Genomic DNA, 19,260 nt, shown 5'->3' with positions numbered 1-19,260 from the left:
CTGCATATAGAAGGGGAGGGCAGGCTGTCCAACGGGCGGCGCGGGGATTGGTTCACTACGCCTTAGACCGATGCGGCAATCTCGATGCGATTCCGCCCGTTCTGCTTGGCAAGGTAGAGCGCGTCGTCGGCCGCCTTGAGCGCCGCGCGCGCGTCGCCGAAGCCGAAGATGTCGGCGACTCCACCAGAGAAGGTGATCTGACCGAAGGGTTCGTCGGTCTTGCGATTGATCAGGCGGCGCGCCGCGAGATGCTCGCGGGCCTGGTCGAGCCGTTCGGCGGCCGCAGCCGGATTCTTGCCACGGAACAGCATGACGAATTCCTCGCCGCCGTGGCGCGCGACATGGCACTGGTCGTCGCTGATTTGCGACAGCGTGTCGGCGATCGTCTTGAGCACCCGGTCGCCGGCCTCATGGCCGTGGGCGTCGTTGATCGCCTTGAAATTGTCAATGTCGCAAAAGGCGACGCTGAGCGGCTCCATCGCCATCTGTGCTTCGCGATACTGGACTTCGAGCAGTTCCTCGAAGGCACGGCGGTTGGGCAGGCCGGTGAGATAGTCGATCTCGGCATCGCGCTTGGCGCGTTCGAGGCTGCGGCGGAGCAATTTGGCTTCCTCTTCGCTCTTGCGCATATCGTCCTCGGCCTTGCGGGTGCGTTCGAGCATCGTCTTGGCGAGGTCGGCGAGGTTCGATACGATCTGGCCGGTCTTCTGCAGCTGTTCGAGATCGCTCACATGCTGTTCGAGCTCACTGCCATAATCCACGGCTTGCTTGTGTGCCGTCTTGCTCTGCGCCTGGAAGGCGTCGAGATTGGTTTCCAGCCGCGCCATGAGCCGTTCGAGTTCGGCTTGCGCCGAAGTGTCGGCGACTTCATCGGTCAGTTCGTCGAGCCATACCTGCGTGAGCCCGCCGTTGCCGGTGCGTGCGGTGATCTGGCGGGCGAGGCGCGGGTTCTTGCCCGAAAAGGCACTGTGCGCGAGGATCAGGTTTGCCGGGGTGACGTCGAGATCATTGTCGATCAGGAAAGTGCCGATCGCCTCGACAAGGTCGCGCCGCGTGAGGCGGGCAAGGTCGCGTACTCCTCCCGGCTCGGCCGCCGGTTGGGATTCGCCGTTCCGGGGGGAGCGAAGCCCGAGCCATCCGAGGAGCCGCCCTACCGGCTCGCCTGAAGAAGGTGCAATGGTGGTCATGCGACGATTAACGGCGGCGCGTGAAGATGATTAAGCGCGGTTCACCATATAACGCTCTTCGGTATAGCGGCATGACGAAAAAAATTCGTGACCTGTCGATTCCGCAACCGCCCGTTCGTCGTCTAGGCAGGAGGCCATGCCGGCCCCGGCGAAAAGGAGACGGAAAATGCGTGTAATGGTGTTCGTGAAAGCGACCGAGGATAGCGAGCGGGGTATCGACCCGACGCCCGAAATGACCGCGATGTTCGAGGCGATGGGCAAGTTCAACGAGGAACTGGTCAACGCCGGCGTAATGGTCGACGGCGACGGGCTGAAGCCTTCGTCGGCGGGCAAGCGGATTGCCTTTGACGGGCCGAACCGCAGCGTGATCGATGGGCCGTTCGCCGAGACGCGCGAACTGGTCGCGGGTTACTGGGTCTGGGAGGTCAAGGACATGGACGAGGCGGTCGCCTGGGCCAAGCGCTGTCCGAACCCGATGCCGGGGCCCAGCGAGCTCGAAATCCGGCCCTTCTATGAAATGGAGGATTTCGGCGAGGCGCTGACCCCCGAGATCATCGAACAGGAACAGAAATTGCGCGACCGGATGGCGGGCGAATAACGCGCCTTGCCGCCATGCTTGCCTCCCCGGAACGTCTGGCCGAGAAGGCGGGCATGGCGCAGGACGAAACCCATCGGGCGATCGCGGCGGTGTTCCGTATCGAGCGGGCAAGTCTGATCGCCGGGCTGGCGCGGATGACGCGCGATGTCGACCGCGCCGAGGAACTGGCGCAGGACGCGCTGCTGATCGCGCTGACCGAATGGCCGAAATCGGGCGTGCCCGACCGGCCGGGCGCCTGGCTGATGGCGGCGGCGAAGCGGCGCGCGATCGACGCGATGCGCCGCGCTGCGATGCGGGAGCGCAAGCATGCCGAAATCGCCCGCGAGCTGGACAGGGAAGGCGACATGAGCATCGACGCGGTCGAAGCGGCGATCGACGATCTGCTCGGCGACGAACTGCTCGGGCTGATCTTTGCGGCGTGCCATCCGGTGATCGCGCCCGAAGCGCGGGCGGCGCTGACCTTGCGGCTGATTGGCGGGCTGACGGTCGGGGAGATCGCGCGCGCCTTCCTGTCGAACGAGGCCACGATCGCGGCGCGGATCACGCGGGCGAAAAAGGCGATCGCCAGGGCCGGGGTGGCGTTCGAAGTGCCGCGCGGCGCGGACCTCGCGGCGCGGCTCGCCTCGGTGCTCGAAGTGATCTACCTGATCTTCAACGAAGGCTATGCCGCGACCGCAGGCGAGGCGCTTGTGCGGCCGCCGCTCTGCGCCGAGGCGCAGCGGCTGGGGCGGATATTGGCCGCGCTGATGCCCGCGGAACCCGAGGTTCTGGCGCTGCTCGCACTGATGGAAATCCAGGCGTCGCGGCTGACCGCACGATCGGGACCCGGTGGCGGCTTTGTCCCGCTGACCGAGCAGAATCGCGCGCGCTGGGACCAGTTGCTGATCCACCGCGGACTGACGGCGCTGGCGAAGGTCGAGGCGCTGGGCGGCGCCGATGGACCCTATGCGCTGCAGGCGGCGCTGGCGGCCTGTCACGCGCGGGCGCGGCGGGCCGAGGATACCGATTGGGTCCGGATCGCGTGGCTCTATGACCGGCTGGGCACGGTGATGCCGTCGCCCGTCGTCGAGCTCAACCGCGCGGTGGCACACAGTATGGCGTTCGGGCCCGAGGCGGGGTTGCGGCTGGTCGATGCGATCGCCGGCACGGCGGCACTGCGCAATTACGCGCCCTTGCCGGCGGCGCGCGGCGATTTCCTGTTTCGCGCGGGGCGGTGGAGCGAGGCGAGGGCGGCGTTCGAAGATGCCGCGGCCCTGTCGGGCAATACGCGCGAGCGCGAATGGCTGCAGGCACGCGCCGCGGCGTGCGCCGATTAGGCGGCCGCTTCGTCCTTCGCCGCGTCACGGCGGGCGCGGGTCTGTTCGGTCAGGAGGATTTTTTCGGCCATCGAGCGCCACGCGGCCTCGGCGCGCAGATTGCGGTCGCGGACCTGGGTGAGCGAGGTGGCGGCCGCGTCGCTGGCGCATTTGTCGGCCTGGGCCAGATAGAAGTCGCTGGTGGTGGACACGGCCGTTTTCTCCTTGTGCGACGGCCGGGAGGGCCGCCGCCGGGGTGTATGTCGATCAGTCGATCATGTCGGCGATCAGCCGTCGCAACTCGCTGCGCGAGAGCGTCGGCGAGCGACGCGATGCCTGAGCCCGCTGCGGGGCCTTGGGCGAAGAAAGAACCGCGACATGCGGAAAGGCATTGGAATGATTAAACATAGTCTCTCGTAGTTTCTGTTGTCGTTGACGTGATATTCAGGTCATTTTTTGGGGAAATCAGCGGCGTCGTTGTGCGCCGCCGCCGGGACCTCCGGGTCCGCGCTCGCGATAGACGAGGCGCCCCTTGCTGAGGTCATAGGGGGTCATTTCGATCTTCACGGCATCGCCGACGACCGACCGGATGCGAAAGCGTCGCATCCGGCCAGCGGTATAGGCGATGATGCGATGACCATTTTCAAGCATGACGCCGAAACGGGCGTCGGGCAGGATTTCGTCGATCACACCATCGAAGGTGATGATTTCTTCTTTGGCCAAAATCAGGCCGACTGAAGATTCACGGCCGAGGTCTTGCCGCGGTTGTCGGTTTCCAGCTCATAGGTGATGCGCTGGTCCTTGTTCAGGGTCGCGAGACCCGAACGCTCGACGGCGGTGATGTGGACGAACGCGTCGCCCGAACCATCTTCATTCGAGATGAAGCCATAGCCCTTGTCGGTGTTGAAGAATTTGACGGTGCCGGTCGGCATGGGAGTTTCCTTTCACGAAAACATAAATAACCCACCGGCAAATGCACCGGCAGGGCTGGTAGCGAGTGAAGGGAAGTATCCACCCCGAGGGGGCATCTATTTTCCGTCGCAGGCGACGTTAGCGGAGCCGATATGGCAGGCGTGCTGCAAAAAGTCAAGGTTTTGGACCGCGTTCGCTGCCAGCGATCCTTTGTCAGGTCGCAAGGTGGCGGTTGGCGGGCGGTGGTTAAGAGGGGTGCGGTACGTGCAGAGGCGATGGCGATCGCCGCGTTTCCGGCTTGCTCCCGTCCGACGACCTATATACCGCTATATATAGATTCGCGGCGGCAACTACCGCCTGCGACCGCATAAAGGGGATATGATGCGCCGGATTCTTCTCAATGCCGCCTGCCTGATCGCTGTGCCCGCCTGGGCGCAGGACGTCGCGCCGGCTCCATCCAAAAGCGGCGCTGACGACAGCGCCTTCGAGCTGGGGAAAATCGTCGTCACCGGCTATCGCAGCGTCGATGCGGCGATCGAGAGCGACCGCGTCGGGCAGGAGGCGATCTATCGCTTCGACCGCCGCACGCTCGACGATGCCGCGAGCCTGATCCCGGGCGTGGTGGCGAGCAATTCGGGCGGGTCGCGCAACGAGCGGCTGTTGTTCGTGCGCGGGTTCGACCGGTTCCAGGTGCCGCTGTCGATCGACGGCATCCGCGTCTACCTGCCCGCCGACAACCGGCTCGATTATGGGCGCTTCCTGACTCCTGACGTGGCCGAGATCCAGGTCGCGAAAGGCTATGCCTCGGTGCTCGACGGACCGGGCGCGATGGGCGGCGCGGTTAATCTGGTGACGCGCTCGCCGACCAAGGCGCTGGAGATCGAGGGGCGGGCGCAGCTCAATCTCGATTCCGACCTCGATTATGGCGGCTTCACCGGATTCGGGCTTGTCGGCACGCGGCAGGACAAATTTTATGCGCAGGCGAGCTACGCGATCAACATCACCGACCATTGGGATCTGCCGGGCGGTTTCGCGCCGACAGTCAATGAGGATGGCGGCGCGCGCGATTTTTCGAATGCGCGCGACTGGCGCGTCAATGCCAAAATCGGCTTTGCGCCCAATGACAGCGACGAATATGTGCTGAGTTACACGCGGCAGGAGGGGCGGAAGAATGCGCCGCTGCACATCACCGACACCAGCAATGTGTCGCTGCGCAACTGGAAATGGCCCGAATGGAATGTCGAAAGCGTCTATTTCCTGTCGACCACCGCGCTCGGCGACCGGGCGACGTTGAAGACGCGCGCCTATTACAACCGGCTGGCGAACCTGTTGCAGTCGTTCGACGACCGCACGCAGACGACGCAGATACTGAACCGCGCGTTCGACAGCCCCTATGACGATGAAGCCTATGGCGGGTCGGCCGAACTGGCGCTGCGCACCTTTGGCGAGGACGACCGGCTGGCGCTCGCGCTCCACTATCGCCGCGACGAACATAATGAGGCGCAGACGAGCCGGCCGGGATTGCCGACGAGCGTCGCCGAACCCAACCAGCGCAGCATCGAGCGGACGTGGAGCATCGCCGCCGAGAACAGGCTGGCGCTGGCGCCGCGGCTGACCTTTGCCGCCGGCGGCAGTTTCGACTGGCGCGAACTGGCACGCGCCGACGAATTCGGCCTGCCGCCGGGCGCGACCGGGGCGAACCGGCTGTTCAGTTACCCGCTGCGCAACGCCAGCGCGTGGAATGCGCAGGGGCGAATCGACTGGCGCGGCGAGAATGGCACCGAGGTCCATGCCAGTCTGTCGTCGCGGGCGCGCTTCCCGACTTTGTTCGAGCGCTTTTCGAGCCAGTTCGGGACCGCCGTCGCCAATCCCGACCTGAAACCCGAGCGCGCCACCAATGTCGAGATCGGGGCCAGCAGCGCGATGGGCGCGGTGACCGTGTCGGGTGCGGTCTTCTATAGCTGGATCGACGATGCCTTGGTGTCGGTGCGGACGCCGCAGAATTTGAACCGGCGCGAGAATATCGGGTCGGCGGATTATTATGGCGCCGAGATCGCGGTCGACCTGCGGCTCGGCGGGACGCTGAACGCAGGGATCAACTACAGCTATATCCATCGCAGCTTCGACATCGGGACGCCGCCGCCGGGCGGGTTGATCCGCCCGTTCGAACTGACCGACGTGCCCGCGCACAAGGGCTTTGCCTATGTGGCGTGGAAGCCGGTCGCGGCGCTGGAGGTGGTGCCGAGCCTGGAGTTTGCGTCGGGGCGGACGACGGTGACCCCGGCGTCGGCGAACGGGCTGGCGCCGGTCTATTACAAGACCGAAGGCTATGTCACGGCGTCGCTGCGTGTCGATTTCGACGTCACCGACCGGATCACGCTCGGTATCGGCGGGCGCAACCTGTTCGACGCCAATTATGCGCTGACCGACGGTTTTCCCGAACCCGGGCGCAGCTTTTTCCTGGGGGTGCGTGCGCGTTACTGAGGGAAGGGCTCAGACCAGCGGGTGGTTGGGCTCCAGTCCCAGTTGCTGGCGCCCGACGAGTTCGCGGGTGGTGTCCCAGTCCCAGAAGGCGTGCGAGCAGACGGTGTTGAGGTCGCGCCAGAAACGCTGGAGCGGCTGGTCGACATGGAAGCTCGACGCCCCGGCGGCGGCCATGATCGCATTGGCGCTGTCGCGCACATGCTGCGAGACGAAGGCGAGATGGCCCTTGAGCGCGACGCGGTCGTCGAGCGTGAAGGGGCGGCTGTGGAGGATCGACTCGACCTTTTCGATCAGGCCGCGCGCGAGATCATGTGCGATCATGGTGCGCAGTTCGAGATCGCCGAGCGCGACATGCGCGTGCTGCTGGTCCTTGACGACGGAGCCGCTGAAATTGCGCACGCGCTTGGTCACGATGTCGCGGTAGGCGCGCATCATGCCGGCCAGGCCACCCGAGAGGACGCCGACGACGGTGCAATAGGCGAGCGGGAGTTGCGGCATCGAATAGAGCGGATTGGCGTAGAGCGCCGAGCCCGCGGTGGGGCCGGCGCGGAACTCGACGCCATTGGTGACGCGGTGGTCGGGGACGAAGGCATCGTCGATCACGATGTCGTTGCTGCCCGTGCCCGCCATGCCGGTCATGTGCCACACATCCTCGACCCGGACGTCGGCGACGGGCAGAGCGAAGGCGCGCGGCCCTTCGGCGGACAGCCCGCTGACATAGACCCAGTCGGCGTGCATGACGCCCGAACCCCATGAGGCGCGACCGCTGACGCGCCAGCCGCCCTCGACGCGCACCGCGTTCATCGTCGGCGAATTGGCGCCGGGCATCAGCGTGAAGCCGCGCGTGCCGAAAATCTCCTGCTGCAAGGCCTCGCTGAACTTCGCGGCATAGACATTGTGGTTGATGTAGAAGGAGGCGATCCAGCCGGTCGAAACGCAGGCGGCGCTGATCTCCTCGACCACCGCGAACATCGTTGGCAGGTTGGATTCGGGGGCGCCCCAGCGTGCGGGGACGAGCATCTGGAGGATTTCCGCCTCGACCAGCGCGGCGATGGTTTCGTCGTGCGGCTTGCGTTGTCGCTCGGCGTCCGGCGCGCGGGCAGCAATGGCGGGTGCGAGCGCGCGGGCGCGTTCGCGGAGCTGGTCGCTGGTGGTCGGCATCGAATCTCTCCCTCTATTAATTAGAAGGCTAAGCATTAAATGACCATCTGTCTAATTAAATTTGAAGCCCGGCGTTTCGATGCTAGGAAGCGGCGATGAACGGGACGGGACAGCAGGGGGTGCGCAAGCGCGGGCGACCGGCGATCGGCGAGATGACGGTCGATGACGCGGCGTGCCTGAACGCCGCGCTGACCGCCTTCGCCGACAGAGGCTATGACGGCACCTCGGTGCGCGAGGTCGCGCGGACGCTGGGGGTCAGCCACGGGCTGCTCAACGCCAAATTCGGATCGAAACGGGCGCTATGGGAGGCGGCGGTGGGTTATGGCATGGACCGGCTCCACACGCATATGTCGACGCTCGCGGACGACCGCGCGGGCGACGACGACATCGTCGGGCGGATGCGGCTCGCGTGCCGCAACTTCGTCGTCGGGCTGGCCGAGGTGCCCGCGATCATCCAACTGATGAACGTCGAGGGGGCAACGCCCGGCGACCGGCTGGCCTTCATTGCCGACCGTTTCTTCCGCAGCAGGACCTGGCCGATCCAGAGCCTGCTTGAGGCGGGCCAGGCGCAGGGCCTGTTCCGGCCGGTCGCGGTCGCGGTGCCCTTCACCCTGCTGGCGCATGGCGCGGGGGCGCTGATCGCCTTGCGCCCGCTGGTCGAGGCGACGGGCGGGGAAGGGACGCCGCCACCTTTCGACCATGCGATGGAGGCCGCCGAGCTGATCGTGCGCGGCTTGCTGGTCGATGGCGCGTCACGCGGTACTTGACTTATTCATAACTCATTGGTTATGAAATGGACCCATAGCCAGTGAGTTATCCGTTTCATGCCCGATCGCCAGAATATTCTGTTCAAGACCCTCGCCGATCCGACCCGGCGCGCGCTGTTCGAGCGGTTGTGCCGCGACGGCGAGCAGACGGTGGTGGCGCTGACCGCGCTGGCCGGGGTGTCGCAGCCCGCAGTGTCGAAGCATCTGGCGGTGCTGAAAGCTGCGGGGCTGGTCGTCGATCGGCCCGAGGGGCGGCTGACCCATTATAGCGCGCGGCGCAGCGCGCTGGCCCCGCTGGTCGACTGGACGAGCCGGATGGCGGGTTTCTGGGAGAGCCGGTTCGACAAGCTGGAGGATTTGCTGGCGAGGATGGATCAATGAGCACAAGCGACATTCGCACCGTCGTGGTCGAGCGCGAGATCGCGCATCCGCCTGAAAAATTGTGGCGCGCGCTGACCCGGCCGCATTTGATCGCCGAATGGCTGATGGCCAATGATTTCGTACCCGACGTCGGCCACCGCTTTCAGTTGCGCGGCGAGTGGGGCGGGGTGCTCGATTGCGAGGTGCTCGAGGTCGAGCCGGGCGAGACGCTCTCCTACACTTGGAATCACGCCAGTGCCGATGCGGCGTTCAACCTCGAAAGCGTGGTGACCTTCACGCTGACCCCGGTCGGCAAGGGCACCTTGCTGCGTATGGAGCAGACCGGTTTCCGACCCGAGCAGAAGCAGGCGTTCGGCGGCGCACGCATGGGGTGGCAGCAATTTTTCGGCAAGCTCGAGCAATTGCTCGAACGCCTCGATTGGAGGAGCGGCTCATGAATTTCAGCCAATTTATGCGGCAGGGCCATCGCTGGCTGTCGATCCTGTTCACGCTTACCGTGATAGCCAATTTCGCCGCGATGGCGATGGGAGCGCCGCCGATGTGGCTCGTCTATTCGCCGCTGCCGCCCTTGTTCCTGATGCTGGCAAGCGGGCTGTATCTCTTTGCATTGCCATATGCCGCGCGGCGGCGGGTGAAAGGCTGAGCCATGGCGAGCAAGAAGGAGGTCGTGCTGCTGTCGGGCGGCAATCCGCAGATCGCCAAGGGCGACGGCGACGCGCCGGTGCAGGCCTATATCGCCGCGATGCCGGGGTGGAAAAGCGTGGCGGGGAAGAATCTCGACGCGCTGATCGAACGGACGGTGCCGGGGGTCGAGAAAGCGGTGCGCTGGAACTCGCCCTTTTACGGAGTGCCGGGGCAGGGGTGGTTCCTGTGCTTTCATTGCTTCAACCGCTACATCAAGCTGACCTGGTTTCGCGGCCAGCAACTTGACCCGGTGCCGCCGGTCGGGTCGAAGGACCCCGATGCGCGCTATTTCCATATCCATGAGGATGAGGCGATCGACGAGGCGTTGTTGGTGAGCTGGATCCGCCAGGCGGCGGCGCTGCCCGGCTGGATTTCGCATGCGAAGGACAAGGCAGGATGACCCCAGACAGAACCCCGGCGGAGCTGATCGACGCGCGCATCACCGAACTCGGCGACTGGCGCGGCGAGGTGCTGGCGAAGGTCAGGGCGCTGATCAAGGCGGCAATCCCCGACCTGGTCGAGGAATGGAAATGGCGCGGGGTGCCGACCTGGTATGCGGGCGGCAAGATCGTGTGCACCGGCGAGACATATAAGGACAAGGTCAAGCTGACCTTTGCCAAAGGCGCGGCGCTGAGTGATCCGAAGGGACTGTTCAACGCGAGCCTGGATGGCAACGCTCGCCGCGCGATCGATTTCGGCGCGGGCGATCCGATCGACGAGGCGGGGCTGAAGGCGCTGTTCGCGGCGGCGGCAGCGCTCAACGCGGGCCCGGCGACGCGCTGACCAGCCGGGGTGCCGACCGCGAACGGGTGCTCGGCTAACGCAAGGCGAGGGCGCCGCCGCGGCACGTTTCGGTCCCCGAAAAGCGTTCGCCGCTGGCGGGTTCGAGGACGCTGCCGACGAAATCGATCTGCGTATCGGCAAGGGCGCTTTCATCGGGGGTCCGGCGGGGTTCCGCTTTGAGCAACGCCAGCAGCATCGTCGCGCTTTCGCGTGACTGATTCCAGTCTGGCGTCGGCACGCGATCGATCGGGTCGGCCTTTGCGGCGTCGCGCATCAGTGCGATCAATTTGTGACGGGGGAAATTCGGGCCGAGCGCTCCGGAGAGCGCGGCGCGAAACAGTCGCTGCAAGGCGGTGAATTGTTCGGCCTTGCCGAGAATCCGCGCCGCTACGGGATTGCCTTGGGCGAAGGCCATGGTGCGGTCGCCGACCCCCTTGGCAATGACGGGAAACTCCCAAGGCACTCCGCCAGCTTCCGGGCAGTCGCCGTCTTCGCACTCGACCTCGTTCTCGAAGGCGACCTGGAGCATGAAACGCAGCACGGGATCGCCGTCGGCTGACGCCTGGGTCGGCGTCAGACCGGCGACGGTCAACGGATAGGCGGCTTCGCGGACGCCGCTCCAAATCGCAAAAGGCTGCGGCGGCTTCGTCGTGAAGCTTTCAGCGGCGGAGCGCATATACGCTTCGCGTCCGTCGGCGGCCTTCGGTCGACATTGTTTCATCTGGCCCACGAGGTCCATGTCGAAGCGCTGGGGGTCGTGCGCGAACACCGATTGGGCGGCGTCGGATTGTCGCCAACTATCAGGAAAAGCATCGTTTATCGCCGCCGCGAACAACTGCGTTTCGGCCCCATCGAACATGCCAAGTGCGCCGCGGTCGCCGGCGGCCGCGTTGTAGACGGCCAACTGGGTGTTCACCATATTCGACCAGAGCGACCGTTCGGACCAGTCGCCGGTGGCGGTGTCGACGAAGCGATCGAGTTCGATCATGTGGCAACCGAGTTCGGTATCAACGAGGCTCGGATGCAGGTGGACACGGAGGATTTTGGGCATCAGCGGCCCCGAGGTCATGGTCACCGTCGTCGGGCGCTCGTCGGCGGCATAAGCGAGCGCCTGCTGGATCGTCTCGCCGTCGAAGCGCCCGACATCGATTGTCCGGTCCGCGAGTTTGAGCGTCAGGGCGAGCGTGGCGCCGTCGACACGCCAGCCGATGTCACGAACGTCGAGGGGCGCGCCGGCGGTCGGATCGGCACCGATCAGGACCCCGCCCACGCGGACCGAACCGCGTAACCTGGTGAAGCTGCGCGATGCCATGCGCGTGTTGCCGGGGCGGTCGCCGGACGCCGCGCTTCCGCCGCCACCGCCACCGCCGCCAAAACCGCCACTGGCAGCCTCGGTGACCGCGGCAGGAAGTTCGGTCGTCGAGCCGTAAATTCGCGCAAGCGCGCGCCCAAGCGGTGATTCGGCATGCGCCTGTGCGCGTCCGGGAAAGAGATCCTCATAGGAACCGGCCGAGCCTTCAATCGCCCGCCGCAGGTCGTCGCCGCCGCTGACGACCGGACGCAGTTGCGACACGGCCCGTTCGACACGCGTCGTGGCTTTCGGCGAATTCCTCTTCTCCAGACTGGGATGAAGATCATCCGCGGTGGCGGCCACGCGTGCCATGTTGAGATCACCATCGACCACCGCGGCGCGCGCACGCACGGCGTCGGCCTGCGTGAACAGAGCGGGGACGTTTCCACGGGCCTGAACGCGCGCCATCGCATCGGCGTAGCCACGGCCCGATTCGATATCGGCCAGAAACTCGGTCAATTTGACCTGCACCATGCGCGATGCGGGGTCCTGCAAGCCCTTGCGCGCTACGTCGTCCGCTTGACCCGCGAAGAGCCCACGGTCCGCAGGATCGGGCAGCGCCGCGTCGAGCGAGGACGACAGCGTTTCCTCGAGTACGGTCCCGAACATGTCGCCGAGCGTCGCGGGCTGTCGAAAAGACGCCATTCCGGCCGCAAGCCGCTCGCGAAAGGCGGGCGACGCCCCCGCCTTCGCCCGCATCCACCGTTCGATACGGTCGACGAGCGGGCTGCCCTGCGGCGCGGCCGCGTTGCGAGCGACAAAATCGCGAAACTCGCCATATTGTCGGCGCGCGCTTTCGGGCATGGCGTCGGCTTCGGCAAAGCCGACCCCCCGGATCGGGATCGCGCGCTCGGCCGCATTGGACGAGAATTGGCGCAAGATATTGTCGCGGATCGCGACTTCTTCGACCAGCAGGTCCACCCGTCGCGCCGTGGTCGCCGCAAGGTCCGGCTGAGCCCGCGCCACCGACGAACGCCAGTCGGACGAGGCGATAAGGGCGCGGGCGAACTGCTCGGCCGCCAGACGATAATTCGGTACCGGTGAACTGGCGGCCGGCAAGGCATCGGCCGGCTCCTGCACCGCGGCCCTGGTGATCTTTTTGAGGCTATCCTGAGCCGCTTGCTGCGATCGATAGACTTGAATGTCGTTGATCGAACCGAGCGTAGGGGCAAGCCCGGCATTGGCGAGCACGGGCGAGCCGACCCCGATGACGAGGAGGCAGGCGGCCGCGATGCCGCCGCGTCTCAGCAACTTGTCCGACGCCGAGAGGCTTTTCTGCATGCCCTTGCTGAAAAGCCCGAGGCGCAACCGGGACCAGAAACCCTCTTTTGCCGGCGCGGGGTCGGCGATCGACACGTCGGACAGGTCGATCCGGCGATCGACATCGAGAAAGGCATATTGTGAAACCAACGCGTCGCGCAATTCGAGGAGTTGCTTCAACTTGGATTGCGCGCCCGCATCCGGGGTGCCGGCGAGGTCGGCGGCGAGCATGTCACAGGTCGCGATATTCTGTGCCAGCTTGTCCATGTCCGCGGTCGGCGGCAGGTCCGCGAGGGTCGCATTTTCGGCCAGCAGGACGTCGATCTGTCGCCGCCGCTCGGTTTCGAGCGCTTTGGTCAGATCGCCCTTCTTCATCCGCCACGCCCACCAGAATAGTCCCAGCAAGGCGATCCAGAAGATCGCGCCACCGAGGAAGGTGCGTACCGGTTCGGTGAGCGCGTGGAGCCAGGCGACAAATCCGTAGCTGGCATCGAGCAGCCCGGCGCCGAAAACGGGGGCTATCAACGACAGGATGGTCAAGATCAGGAAGGCAATGCCAAAGACGATCAGGGCAATTTTCAGGAAGTCGGCGAGCGTCTTCGTTGCGGCGATCGTCCCCAATTTGGCGAATTTGCCGATATTCCCGCTGGTCTTCCAGCTTTTTTCCAGGGCGGGTGCGATGATAAAATGCAGCATGGAAAAAGATGCGGCGATGACGATTAGAGCAAACCAGAGTTTCATAAGCCCTTCCCCCAGTCAGGCGACTCGTGTTTCTACACTATACCAATACGAAATATTTCCCGAAAAGGCCATGTCGGACATGGGTATTTGTTTCGTCAAATTGTGCAGTTTGTTGGTCTGCGGCGATTTTTGTCGTGGTGTCGATCCGGGGCGAGGGGGCGACGCCCGCACCGACACGGGCGGACGAAATCGCCATGTCGCGGAGAGTACACCGTAACATCCTTGCGGCGACGCCATGGCAGCGCGACAAGCCGTCGGCCAGTGCTGCTCCCCCGCCGCCTGAACCAGAGAAAATGCCCGATGCTCCCGATCCGGAAACGACAGCCCCCACCCGACCGATGCCGGTCGTTGGTCGATCCGGAGGGGCCACCCGTCGATGAAGCATAGAATGCTTCCCTTTTACGGCGATGGAATAGCATAGATTTTCAAGGGCATCGCCGCGCCTGCGCGCGCCGCGACCGGCCCCCAGTGGAGATGCCATAGCCGTTTGATCCTGTCCGCCCGGTGGTGCGTGCGACCCGTCGCGCATGCCGCCCCTTCGATCCCCCCACGAAGGTTTTGCCCCCTTGAAGCTCCCCCAGCAAAATCCGAAAGGCCGCGACGGCGGCTGCGACTGCCTGCCGCGTCCCGCCGCCCAGGCTCCCGATGCCGCGCCGCCGCCCGTCGAAGCGAGCGCGGCGACGACCTATGTGCTGCGCTATGAGGACCGGTGGTTCGGGATGGAAAAGCGTGTCGCGTTCGAGGCGCCCGATGTGGCGGCGGCGCTGGCGATGATGGAGCTTGAGCCGATCGGCGGCTGGGCCGAGCTGTCGCTGGACGGCGAGATCGTCTGCCGCCGCGGCGGCGAGCCCGATGGCGCCGCCGCTTATTGGGTCGCGGATTAGCGCGCCGGTCGGAGCGGCTTGCCCATGCGGATCAGCGGTACGGTGACCCCATCGGGCCCCGGCGCCGCGACATGCTCGATCGGGGTATAGCCGCAAGCGCGGTAGAGCGGTTCACCCGACAAGGTCGCCATCATTTCGGCACGGGCAAAGCCGGCGGCGCGGGCGGCGTCTTCGCAGAGCGCCATGACCAGCCGGCCGACGCCCCGCCTTGCGAAATCGGGGTGGGTGTACATGGCGCGGATGCGCGCGGCGTCGACGCGCGGATCGAGCAGCGCGGGGTCGCGCAGATCCTTGCTGTGGTCGCCGCCATAGAGGGTGGCGCGCCGCGACCAGCCGCCGCAGCCGGCGATCGCGCCGTCGGCATCCTCGATGACGAAATAGGTCGCGTCGGCAATCAACTGGGTATCGAGGCCCATCACCGCGTTGCTGGCGGCGATCTGGTCGGGGGTGAGGAAGCCCTTTTGCAGTTCGGCGATGGCGAGGGCCATGACGGTGCGGAGAGCATCGAGGTCGGCGGGGGTGGCCAGACGGCTGGTAAAGGGGCGGTGGGTGAACATGGCCCGCCATGCCGCGCCCGCCGCGCCTGCGTCAACCGCGCGGTCAATAGCCGCCGGGTGCGCCGGGGGCGCGGTAGAAGCGGTGGCGCGCGACCTCGCCGTCGATCAGATGTTTCTTGAGCTTGCGCCGCATCTGGTCGGCGCCGTCGGGCGAGACGCAGACGAGGCGGGTGCCGCCGTTCGGCAGCGGCTCGATCGCGCTGATCGCGACGCCCGCGGTGCGGCACATGTCGGTGACCCCGGCTTCGTCGAGGGTGACGTTCATGGCGCGGCTCATGCCGCGTTCCCTGGCATCGCGCGGCTCATGCCGCGTCCGCCGGTGCGGTCCAGGCGCGGATGACCCCGGCGACGCGGGCATAACCCTCGGCGCTGGCGGTGGCGATCGCGAGCGGGCGGCCGCCGAGCGCGTCATGATCGGTGTTGAGGAAGGCGATGGCGGGATCGCGCCCGCCCATCTGGAGATAGGCGAGCTGGCTGATGTCGCCCTGGCGCCGTGCGTCGGCGGACGGCAGCGGGGTGCCGCGCTTGCGGAACGGACTGTTGGTGCGGCGCGTGACGGCGGGGCTGGCGGGTGGCTGGTCCATGGGACGGCTCCTGTCGGTAAGCGGGAGCGCACGCCTGTCTCTCAGTCGCGGCGGCTTACGGAAAGGCGTGCCGCGATGGAAGAGATATGGGGATGCGGGGGCGCGATTGTAAGGTGCGGGGCGGGCGGTCCCTAAATCCTCCCTGTCGCGCAGCGATGGGGAGGTGGCAGCGGCAAAGCCGCTGACGGAGGGGCCGACGCCTTCGGGCGTCGTGCAAGTTTTCGGCCCCTCCACCACGCCCTTTGGGCGCGGTCCCCCTCCCCATGGCTTCGCCACAGGGAGGATATTTGCGTCCGCCATCGCCCGAACACCGCCCTTCAGGTCTCAACGCTTTCGCGTCTTCGCGTCTTTGCGCGAAACATCCTGTTCGTCCTTCTTTTCCGTGTCGTTGGCGGGCACCGGCAGGCCGAAGAAGGCGCGGCGGGCGGCTTCGCCGGCGGTGCGCAGCGGGGCGGTTTCGGCGGCGCGCGCGGCTTCCATTGCCTCCTCTTCGTCGGTGTCGAGGGTGCGCTCATAGGTCTCATCGCCGAACTGGCCTTCCTCGATACCGAGAAAGTCTTCGGGCGGCGGGAAGTTGGTGCGCCATTCGCCGCGTTCGTCGTCGTGCCAGACGGTCATCTCCGCAGCCTCCTCCTCGGGGGTTTGTTCGACGTCGATGTCGTCGTCGAAATCGTCGGAAAATAGCGCAACTTCATCCGCGATCGCACTGCCGCGCCACAGCGCCGCGAGCGGGTTGGTCCGGTTGTCGCGCCCGGCGAGCCAGAGCGCGAGGGCGGCGGCCATGCCCTCCGGCCGGGCGGCGCCGGCGCTGTCAGGGGCGGTTTCGGACGCGTCCCCGGCGGGAGCGGCGGTGCGCGCGGCCTCGGCGGCGTCGAACAGCGTCAGGAAGCCCGTCCAGTCGCCGGCGATGACCTGCGCCAGCATCTCCTCGCCGGCGCGGGCGCGGGTTTCGATCATGCGGTCGAGCCGCGCGAGCATCGCGAGGCCGAGGCGTGCGTCGGTGCGGCGGCGCTTGACGAAGCTGCGGTCCTCTTCGCGCATGATGGTGGTCGTCTCCTCATGCCCCCAGATCGCGCGGTCGAGCAGTTCGTCGGCGAGCCGTCCCCGCGCGATCAGCACCGCCGCCGCTCAGCCGAGCCGGAACGCCGCGCCCGCGGGCCGCTGCTTGAGCTGGTAGGCGGCGGCGGGCGACATGCCGACGCGCGCCGCCGAGATCGTCACCGTTCCGGTGGTGGCGACATGTTCGAGAAAGTCGCGTTGGAGCCCGGGCGTCCAGTGGTAGCTGGCGGGGGCGGGGATGTCGGCGGGTTCGTGGGCAAGGTTTTCCATCGAGTCGCTCCTTTGGTTAGGTGAAACTGATAGAATGAACCATATAGGTGTTTTTTAGGAAAGGTATTTTTACTCGGCGTTAGTGCGCGATATCGTCGTCAAACCGAATATCTATCCCGCGTCCAATGGTGTCGCCAATCGCTTGGTTTACTCCAACTAGCGTGGATTTGGCCTGAGGGACGTACTTCTCGAGCTGGCCATCGATGTCCTCGATCAATTGGCTTAGCTCAGCGGCGCGGGGGGCAACCATTGCCAATTGCTGGTCGTTCAACACCGCTTCGCCGATCGTTCCCTGCATAACAGCCGGTAGCATGTCGGTCAGCGCCATTCGTCTCTGAGAGTATAAGGAAAAATTTTCTAGAATTGACGAGTGAGTGTTGTCTAGGGACATGAGTCTGTTGAAAAGATCATCCTTCTTTAAAGACAAGAAAAACCCCATTTCATCAGCTTCAAATGTAATATTTGCAGGAAGGCTTGACGGGGGCTGGATTGATTGCCAGCCTATCGGCAATCCTCGGTCTTTTGCATTATTTTTGCATTCCAAAATTAGATCACGAAGATTGTATAGGTCGGAATGTATTTTAATGACTTTGAATAGAAGGGAGCGTGCTAGGCCCTCATTTCGTTCGGAGCTTTGCTGCTGAAGTTGCCCTCGCTGCAAGAACCAAGTCACACCGCCGCTCGAAATGGAGCCGACAATAGCGCCTGCAATGGCAGCCCAAAACTCGTTCATCCGACCATCCTTGCCGACTGCTGCATCAATCCGTTGTCATAGATTTTGCCGCTTTCGCGGCGCGTCGACGCTGCGTGCTTTCAGCCTTCTTAATCACATTTTTGGCTGCCGTTGCGCCGTCGCCATCTAGCGCATCGCGTTTGATGACTTCGTTGGCCAAGATCACCCGGAGATCGGCATCAGTGACCTTTAAACCGTCAAAAATTCGCCGAAACTCTTTCCTGATCGAGCCGATTACGGCGTCGGAGAGCAATGTCGCAGCAATGACGTAACGATTTACGATCTGAGCCTGCCGGTGAAACGCGTCGAGCGTTTCGCTGTTGATACTCTCGCGGCACAGCATGAACAGCTTGGCGATGTCGTCGGCCGATCTGGTGATCTGCGAGAAATCGAAACACAGCACTTCTTCCCATTCGATGGGCTGGGCGAATTTGATCCGATAGATTTTCCAGACGATGGCGTTCGACAGGATGACCCATTCGATGCCTTGGTGGGCGCCGTAGTTGACAGCTTGTCGAAGGTGGTTGTCGTTCAGCGTCGTGCCTGCTGATTTCACTTCGCACAGATACTGGATTTTGCCTTCGATCTTGATGGCGAGATCGCAGAAGGTGCCCCTGATCTGTTGCTCGCTCGTTACCTCGGCATATTTGTCGTAGCCGAATATGTCGTTGAGCATGTCCTTGATGACAGTGACGGTGTCCGCCTCTGAAATATCGCGAGCGACAAGCTTGCGAACGATCGGCTGATACTTCTTGATACCTGCCAGAAGACGGTCTTGAACCTTCTTCGGGATTTTTACTGCGACCGACATAGTTCCCTCCCAACTCCGACGTGCAGAATTGGGAGGCTAGGACGACAAGTAAATTCAGTCCAGCTAATGTTGGGTGATTGTTGCGCGGTCGCATCGCCCCTCCACCACTCGCTTCGCGAGCGGTCCCCCTCCCCATCGCTTCGCGACAGGGAGGATTTGTTTGGTCCGGGGTGGCGCGGATTTGGGTTTCTGACTTCCTCCCTGTGCCGTAGGCATGGGGAGGGGGACCGACGCCGCAGGCGTTGGTGGAGGGGCGGCGACGTTGCGGCATTGCCCCTCCGTCAGCGCTTCGCGCTGCCACCTCCCCATGGCCTTCGGCCACAGGGAGGATTTGTGGGAGGACGTGTTGCGGCAGACTTCCAAGGCTACCGTCAAGACGGCGCGGGGGTTGCGGCGGGTTATGTCGCCGCCCGAGGTTTTGTTGTGGCAGCGGTTGCGGGGGCGGCCGGGTGGGGTGAAGTTTCGGCGGCAGCATCCGGTGGGGGTCTATGTGGCGGATTTTTATGCGCCCGAGGGGCGGATGATCGTTGAGGTGGATGGGTTGGCGCATGATTTTCGGGTGGCGCGCGATGCGGTGCGCGACGACTGGTTGCGCGGGCAGGGGTTTGTTGTGGTTCGGGTTGCGGCGGCGGATGTGTTGCGCGACGTGGATGGGGTTGTGGCGGGGGTGGTTGCGCTGGTGACGTCGCGTTGAGGCGACGGGGCGGCGCTATCGCCCCTCCACCACCGCTTCGCGGCGGTCCCCCTCCCCATGCCTT

Annotated in this window: 24 protein-coding genes and 1 pseudogene; 11 read left to right on the top strand and 14 right to left on the bottom strand. The window is 64.9% G+C overall.

Annotation, left to right across the window (positions count from 1 at the left end; translation table 11 throughout):
- Nucleotides 1–62: 62 nt before the first annotated feature.
- Complete coding sequence (locus AC3WS4_RS00685; RefSeq protein ID WP_492740249.1) at nt 63–1,187, bottom strand: GGDEF domain-containing protein; 1,125 nt, start codon at nt 1,185–1,187, stop codon at nt 63–65.
- A 166-nt stretch (nt 1,188–1,353) separates the two neighbouring features.
- Here AC3WS4_RS00685 and AC3WS4_RS00680 point away from each other — a divergent pair.
- Together AC3WS4_RS00680 and AC3WS4_RS00675 are read left to right on the top strand one after the other, a co-directional pair.
- Nucleotides 1,354–1,713 (top strand): annotated as a pseudogene (locus tag AC3WS4_RS00680) (YciI family protein); the annotation flags it as partial.
- 125 nt (nt 1,714–1,838) lie between these two features.
- Entirely contained in the window at nt 1,839–3,101 is a 1,263-nt protein-coding gene (locus tag AC3WS4_RS00675; RefSeq protein WP_492742571.1) for an RNA polymerase sigma factor, read from the top strand.
- Here the strand turns inward: AC3WS4_RS00675 and AC3WS4_RS00670 are convergent.
- Genes AC3WS4_RS00670 through AC3WS4_RS00655 form a run of 4 tightly spaced genes read right to left on the bottom strand, consistent with a single transcriptional unit; the run spans nt 3,098 to nt 4,012 of the window.
- On the bottom strand, nt 3,098–3,292 hold the full coding sequence (locus AC3WS4_RS00670) for a hypothetical protein (RefSeq protein WP_056349743.1): 195 nt from the start codon (nt 3,290–3,292) through the stop codon (nt 3,098–3,100). The genes AC3WS4_RS00675 and AC3WS4_RS00670 overlap by 4 nt on opposite strands.
- A gap of 55 nt (nt 3,293–3,347) precedes the next feature.
- Entirely contained in the window at nt 3,348–3,488 is a 141-nt protein-coding gene (locus AC3WS4_RS00665; RefSeq protein ID WP_492740251.1) for a hypothetical protein, read from the bottom strand.
- Nucleotides 3,489–3,545: 57 nt separating this feature from the next.
- The gene (infA, locus tag AC3WS4_RS00660) at nt 3,546–3,803 is read right to left on the bottom strand and encodes a translation initiation factor IF-1 (protein WP_056349745.1); all 258 of its coding nucleotides are present in this window, start codon (nt 3,801–3,803) and stop codon (nt 3,546–3,548) included.
- A gap of 2 nt (nt 3,804–3,805) precedes the next feature.
- Nucleotides 3,806–4,012 (bottom strand): cold-shock protein, encoded by a 207-nt coding sequence (locus AC3WS4_RS00655; protein WP_056349747.1) that lies wholly within the window; start codon nt 4,010–4,012, stop codon nt 3,806–3,808.
- A 361-nt stretch (nt 4,013–4,373) separates the two neighbouring features.
- On the opposite strand from AC3WS4_RS00655, the gene AC3WS4_RS00650 reads away from it, so the two are divergent.
- Nucleotides 4,374–6,476 carry a TonB-dependent receptor plug domain-containing protein gene (locus AC3WS4_RS00650; protein ID WP_492740253.1) on the top strand — a complete coding sequence of 701 codons (2,103 nt, stop codon included), beginning with the start codon at nt 4,374–4,376 and terminating at the stop codon, nt 6,474–6,476.
- Between the two features lie 9 nt (nt 6,477–6,485).
- Here the strand turns inward: AC3WS4_RS00650 and AC3WS4_RS00645 are convergent, their stop codons facing one another.
- The gene (locus tag AC3WS4_RS00645; protein WP_492740254.1) at nt 6,486–7,637 is read right to left on the bottom strand and encodes an acyl-CoA dehydrogenase family protein; all 1,152 of its coding nucleotides are present in this window, start codon (nt 7,635–7,637) and stop codon (nt 6,486–6,488) included.
- A gap of 95 nt (nt 7,638–7,732) precedes the next feature.
- On the opposite strand from AC3WS4_RS00645, the gene AC3WS4_RS00640 reads away from it, so the two are divergent.
- The 6 genes from AC3WS4_RS00640 to AC3WS4_RS00615 are packed head-to-tail and all read left to right on the top strand — an operon-like array spanning nt 7,733 to nt 10,252.
- Complete coding sequence (locus AC3WS4_RS00640) at nt 7,733–8,404, top strand: TetR/AcrR family transcriptional regulator (RefSeq protein WP_492740255.1); 672 nt, start codon at nt 7,733–7,735, stop codon at nt 8,402–8,404.
- A 57-nt stretch (nt 8,405–8,461) separates the two neighbouring features.
- On the top strand, nt 8,462–8,785 hold the full coding sequence (locus tag AC3WS4_RS00635; protein ID WP_492740256.1) for an ArsR/SmtB family transcription factor: 324 nt from the start codon (nt 8,462–8,464) through the stop codon (nt 8,783–8,785).
- The gene (locus tag AC3WS4_RS00630; RefSeq protein WP_492740258.1) at nt 8,782–9,222 is read left to right on the top strand and encodes an SRPBCC family protein; all 441 of its coding nucleotides are present in this window, start codon (nt 8,782–8,784) and stop codon (nt 9,220–9,222) included. Before AC3WS4_RS00635 ends, AC3WS4_RS00630 begins: the two co-directional genes overlap by 4 nt.
- Entirely contained in the window at nt 9,219–9,428 is a 210-nt protein-coding gene (locus tag AC3WS4_RS00625) for a hypothetical protein (RefSeq protein WP_492740259.1), read from the top strand. The genes AC3WS4_RS00630 and AC3WS4_RS00625 overlap by 4 nt, the downstream gene beginning before the upstream one ends.
- Nucleotides 9,429–9,431: 3 nt before the next feature.
- A complete protein-coding gene (locus AC3WS4_RS00620) occupies nt 9,432–9,869 on the top strand; it encodes a DUF1801 domain-containing protein (protein ID WP_492740260.1) in 438 nt (145 codons plus the stop codon).
- The gene (locus tag AC3WS4_RS00615; protein ID WP_492740261.1) at nt 9,866–10,252 is read left to right on the top strand and encodes a DUF1801 domain-containing protein; all 387 of its coding nucleotides are present in this window, start codon (nt 9,866–9,868) and stop codon (nt 10,250–10,252) included. Before AC3WS4_RS00620 ends, AC3WS4_RS00615 begins: the two co-directional genes overlap by 4 nt.
- Before the next feature lie 34 nt (nt 10,253–10,286).
- On the opposite strand, the gene AC3WS4_RS00610 is transcribed toward AC3WS4_RS00615, so the two are convergent.
- Nucleotides 10,287–13,559 (bottom strand): hypothetical protein, encoded by a 3,273-nt coding sequence (locus AC3WS4_RS00610; RefSeq protein ID WP_492742569.1) that lies wholly within the window; start codon nt 13,557–13,559, stop codon nt 10,287–10,289.
- Nucleotides 13,560–14,170: 611 nt separating this feature from the next.
- Between AC3WS4_RS00610 and AC3WS4_RS00605 the strand changes: the two genes are divergently transcribed.
- Entirely contained in the window at nt 14,171–14,488 is a 318-nt protein-coding gene (locus tag AC3WS4_RS00605) for a hypothetical protein (RefSeq protein ID WP_492740263.1), read from the top strand.
- Here the strand turns inward: AC3WS4_RS00605 and AC3WS4_RS00600 are convergent.
- From AC3WS4_RS00600 to AC3WS4_RS00570, 7 genes are all read right to left on the bottom strand, one after another.
- Complete coding sequence (locus AC3WS4_RS00600) at nt 14,485–15,045, bottom strand: GNAT family N-acetyltransferase (protein WP_492740264.1); 561 nt, start codon at nt 15,043–15,045, stop codon at nt 14,485–14,487. The genes AC3WS4_RS00605 and AC3WS4_RS00600 overlap by 4 nt on opposite strands.
- 43 nt (nt 15,046–15,088) lie before the next feature.
- The gene (locus tag AC3WS4_RS00595) at nt 15,089–15,322 is read right to left on the bottom strand and encodes a hypothetical protein (RefSeq protein ID WP_187139474.1); all 234 of its coding nucleotides are present in this window, start codon (nt 15,320–15,322) and stop codon (nt 15,089–15,091) included.
- A gap of 25 nt (nt 15,323–15,347) precedes the next feature.
- Entirely contained in the window at nt 15,348–15,629 is a 282-nt protein-coding gene (locus AC3WS4_RS00590) for a hypothetical protein (RefSeq protein ID WP_492740265.1), read from the bottom strand.
- 324 nt (nt 15,630–15,953) lie between these two features.
- Nucleotides 15,954–16,748 carry a hypothetical protein gene (locus AC3WS4_RS00585; RefSeq protein ID WP_492740266.1) on the bottom strand — a complete coding sequence of 265 codons (795 nt, stop codon included), beginning with the start codon at nt 16,746–16,748 and terminating at the stop codon, nt 15,954–15,956.
- A gap of 9 nt (nt 16,749–16,757) precedes the next feature.
- Nucleotides 16,758–16,958 (bottom strand): hypothetical protein, encoded by a 201-nt coding sequence (locus AC3WS4_RS00580; RefSeq protein ID WP_492740267.1) that lies wholly within the window; start codon nt 16,956–16,958, stop codon nt 16,758–16,760.
- A 79-nt stretch (nt 16,959–17,037) separates the two neighbouring features.
- A complete protein-coding gene (locus tag AC3WS4_RS00575; protein ID WP_492740268.1) occupies nt 17,038–17,691 on the bottom strand; it encodes a hypothetical protein in 654 nt (217 codons plus the stop codon).
- A gap of 25 nt (nt 17,692–17,716) precedes the next feature.
- Nucleotides 17,717–18,502, bottom strand: a complete 786-nt coding sequence (locus AC3WS4_RS00570) for a hypothetical protein (RefSeq protein ID WP_492740270.1) — start codon at nt 18,500–18,502, stop codon at nt 17,717–17,719.
- 307 nt (nt 18,503–18,809) lie between these two features.
- On the opposite strand from AC3WS4_RS00570, the gene AC3WS4_RS00565 reads away from it, so the two are divergent.
- Nucleotides 18,810–19,196 carry an endonuclease domain-containing protein gene (locus tag AC3WS4_RS00565; protein WP_492740271.1) on the top strand — a complete coding sequence of 129 codons (387 nt, stop codon included), beginning with the start codon at nt 18,810–18,812 and terminating at the stop codon, nt 19,194–19,196.
- The last annotated feature ends 64 nt before the right edge of the window (nt 19,197–19,260 follow it).

The sequence above is a fragment of the Sphingopyxis sp. EU05-FHT14B03 genome (genome assembly GCF_058790875.1).
The sequence above is the reverse complement of the archived record's forward strand: the minus strand, read 5'-3'. Positions and strand labels throughout refer to the sequence as shown.

Coding starts and splice junctions, on each gene's coding strand:
- AC3WS4_RS00645 (WP_492740254.1), bottom strand. CDS start 7,637: ATGCCGACCACCAGCGACCAGCTCCGCGAACGCGCCCGCGCGCTCGCA.
- AC3WS4_RS00630 (WP_492740258.1), top strand. CDS start 8,782: ATGAGCACAAGCGACATTCGCACCGTCGTGGTCGAGCGCGAGATCGCG.
- AC3WS4_RS00570 (WP_492740270.1), bottom strand. CDS start 18,502: ATGTCGGTCGCAGTAAAAATCCCGAAGAAGGTTCAAGACCGTCTTCTG.
- AC3WS4_RS00600 (WP_492740264.1), bottom strand. CDS start 15,045: ATGTTCACCCACCGCCCCTTTACCAGCCGTCTGGCCACCCCCGCCGAC.
- AC3WS4_RS00565 (WP_492740271.1), top strand. CDS start 18,810: ATGGCCTTCGGCCACAGGGAGGATTTGTGGGAGGACGTGTTGCGGCAG.
- AC3WS4_RS00610 (WP_492742569.1), bottom strand. CDS start 13,559: ATGCTGCATTTTATCATCGCACCCGCCCTGGAAAAAAGCTGGAAGACC.
- AC3WS4_RS00575 (WP_492740268.1), bottom strand. CDS start 17,691: ATGAACGAGTTTTGGGCTGCCATTGCAGGCGCTATTGTCGGCTCCATT.
- AC3WS4_RS00640 (WP_492740255.1), top strand. CDS start 7,733: ATGAACGGGACGGGACAGCAGGGGGTGCGCAAGCGCGGGCGACCGGCG.
- AC3WS4_RS00635 (WP_492740256.1), top strand. CDS start 8,462: ATGCCCGATCGCCAGAATATTCTGTTCAAGACCCTCGCCGATCCGACC.
- AC3WS4_RS00625 (WP_492740259.1), top strand. CDS start 9,219: ATGAATTTCAGCCAATTTATGCGGCAGGGCCATCGCTGGCTGTCGATC.
- AC3WS4_RS00590 (WP_492740265.1), bottom strand. CDS start 15,629: ATGGACCAGCCACCCGCCAGCCCCGCCGTCACGCGCCGCACCAACAGT.
- AC3WS4_RS00655 (WP_056349747.1), bottom strand. CDS start 4,012: ATGCCGACCGGCACCGTCAAATTCTTCAACACCGACAAGGGCTATGGC.
- AC3WS4_RS00620 (WP_492740260.1), top strand. CDS start 9,432: ATGGCGAGCAAGAAGGAGGTCGTGCTGCTGTCGGGCGGCAATCCGCAG.
- AC3WS4_RS00615 (WP_492740261.1), top strand. CDS start 9,866: ATGACCCCAGACAGAACCCCGGCGGAGCTGATCGACGCGCGCATCACC.
- AC3WS4_RS00650 (WP_492740253.1), top strand. CDS start 4,374: ATGCGCCGGATTCTTCTCAATGCCGCCTGCCTGATCGCTGTGCCCGCC.
- AC3WS4_RS00675 (WP_492742571.1), top strand. CDS start 1,839: ATGGCGCAGGACGAAACCCATCGGGCGATCGCGGCGGTGTTCCGTATC.
- AC3WS4_RS00685 (WP_492740249.1), bottom strand. CDS start 1,187: ATGACCACCATTGCACCTTCTTCAGGCGAGCCGGTAGGGCGGCTCCTC.
- AC3WS4_RS00665 (WP_492740251.1), bottom strand. CDS start 3,488: ATGTTTAATCATTCCAATGCCTTTCCGCATGTCGCGGTTCTTTCTTCG.
- AC3WS4_RS00580 (WP_492740267.1), bottom strand. CDS start 16,958: ATGGAAAACCTTGCCCACGAACCCGCCGACATCCCCGCCCCCGCCAGC.
- AC3WS4_RS00595 (WP_187139474.1), bottom strand. CDS start 15,322: ATGAGCCGCGCCATGAACGTCACCCTCGACGAAGCCGGGGTCACCGAC.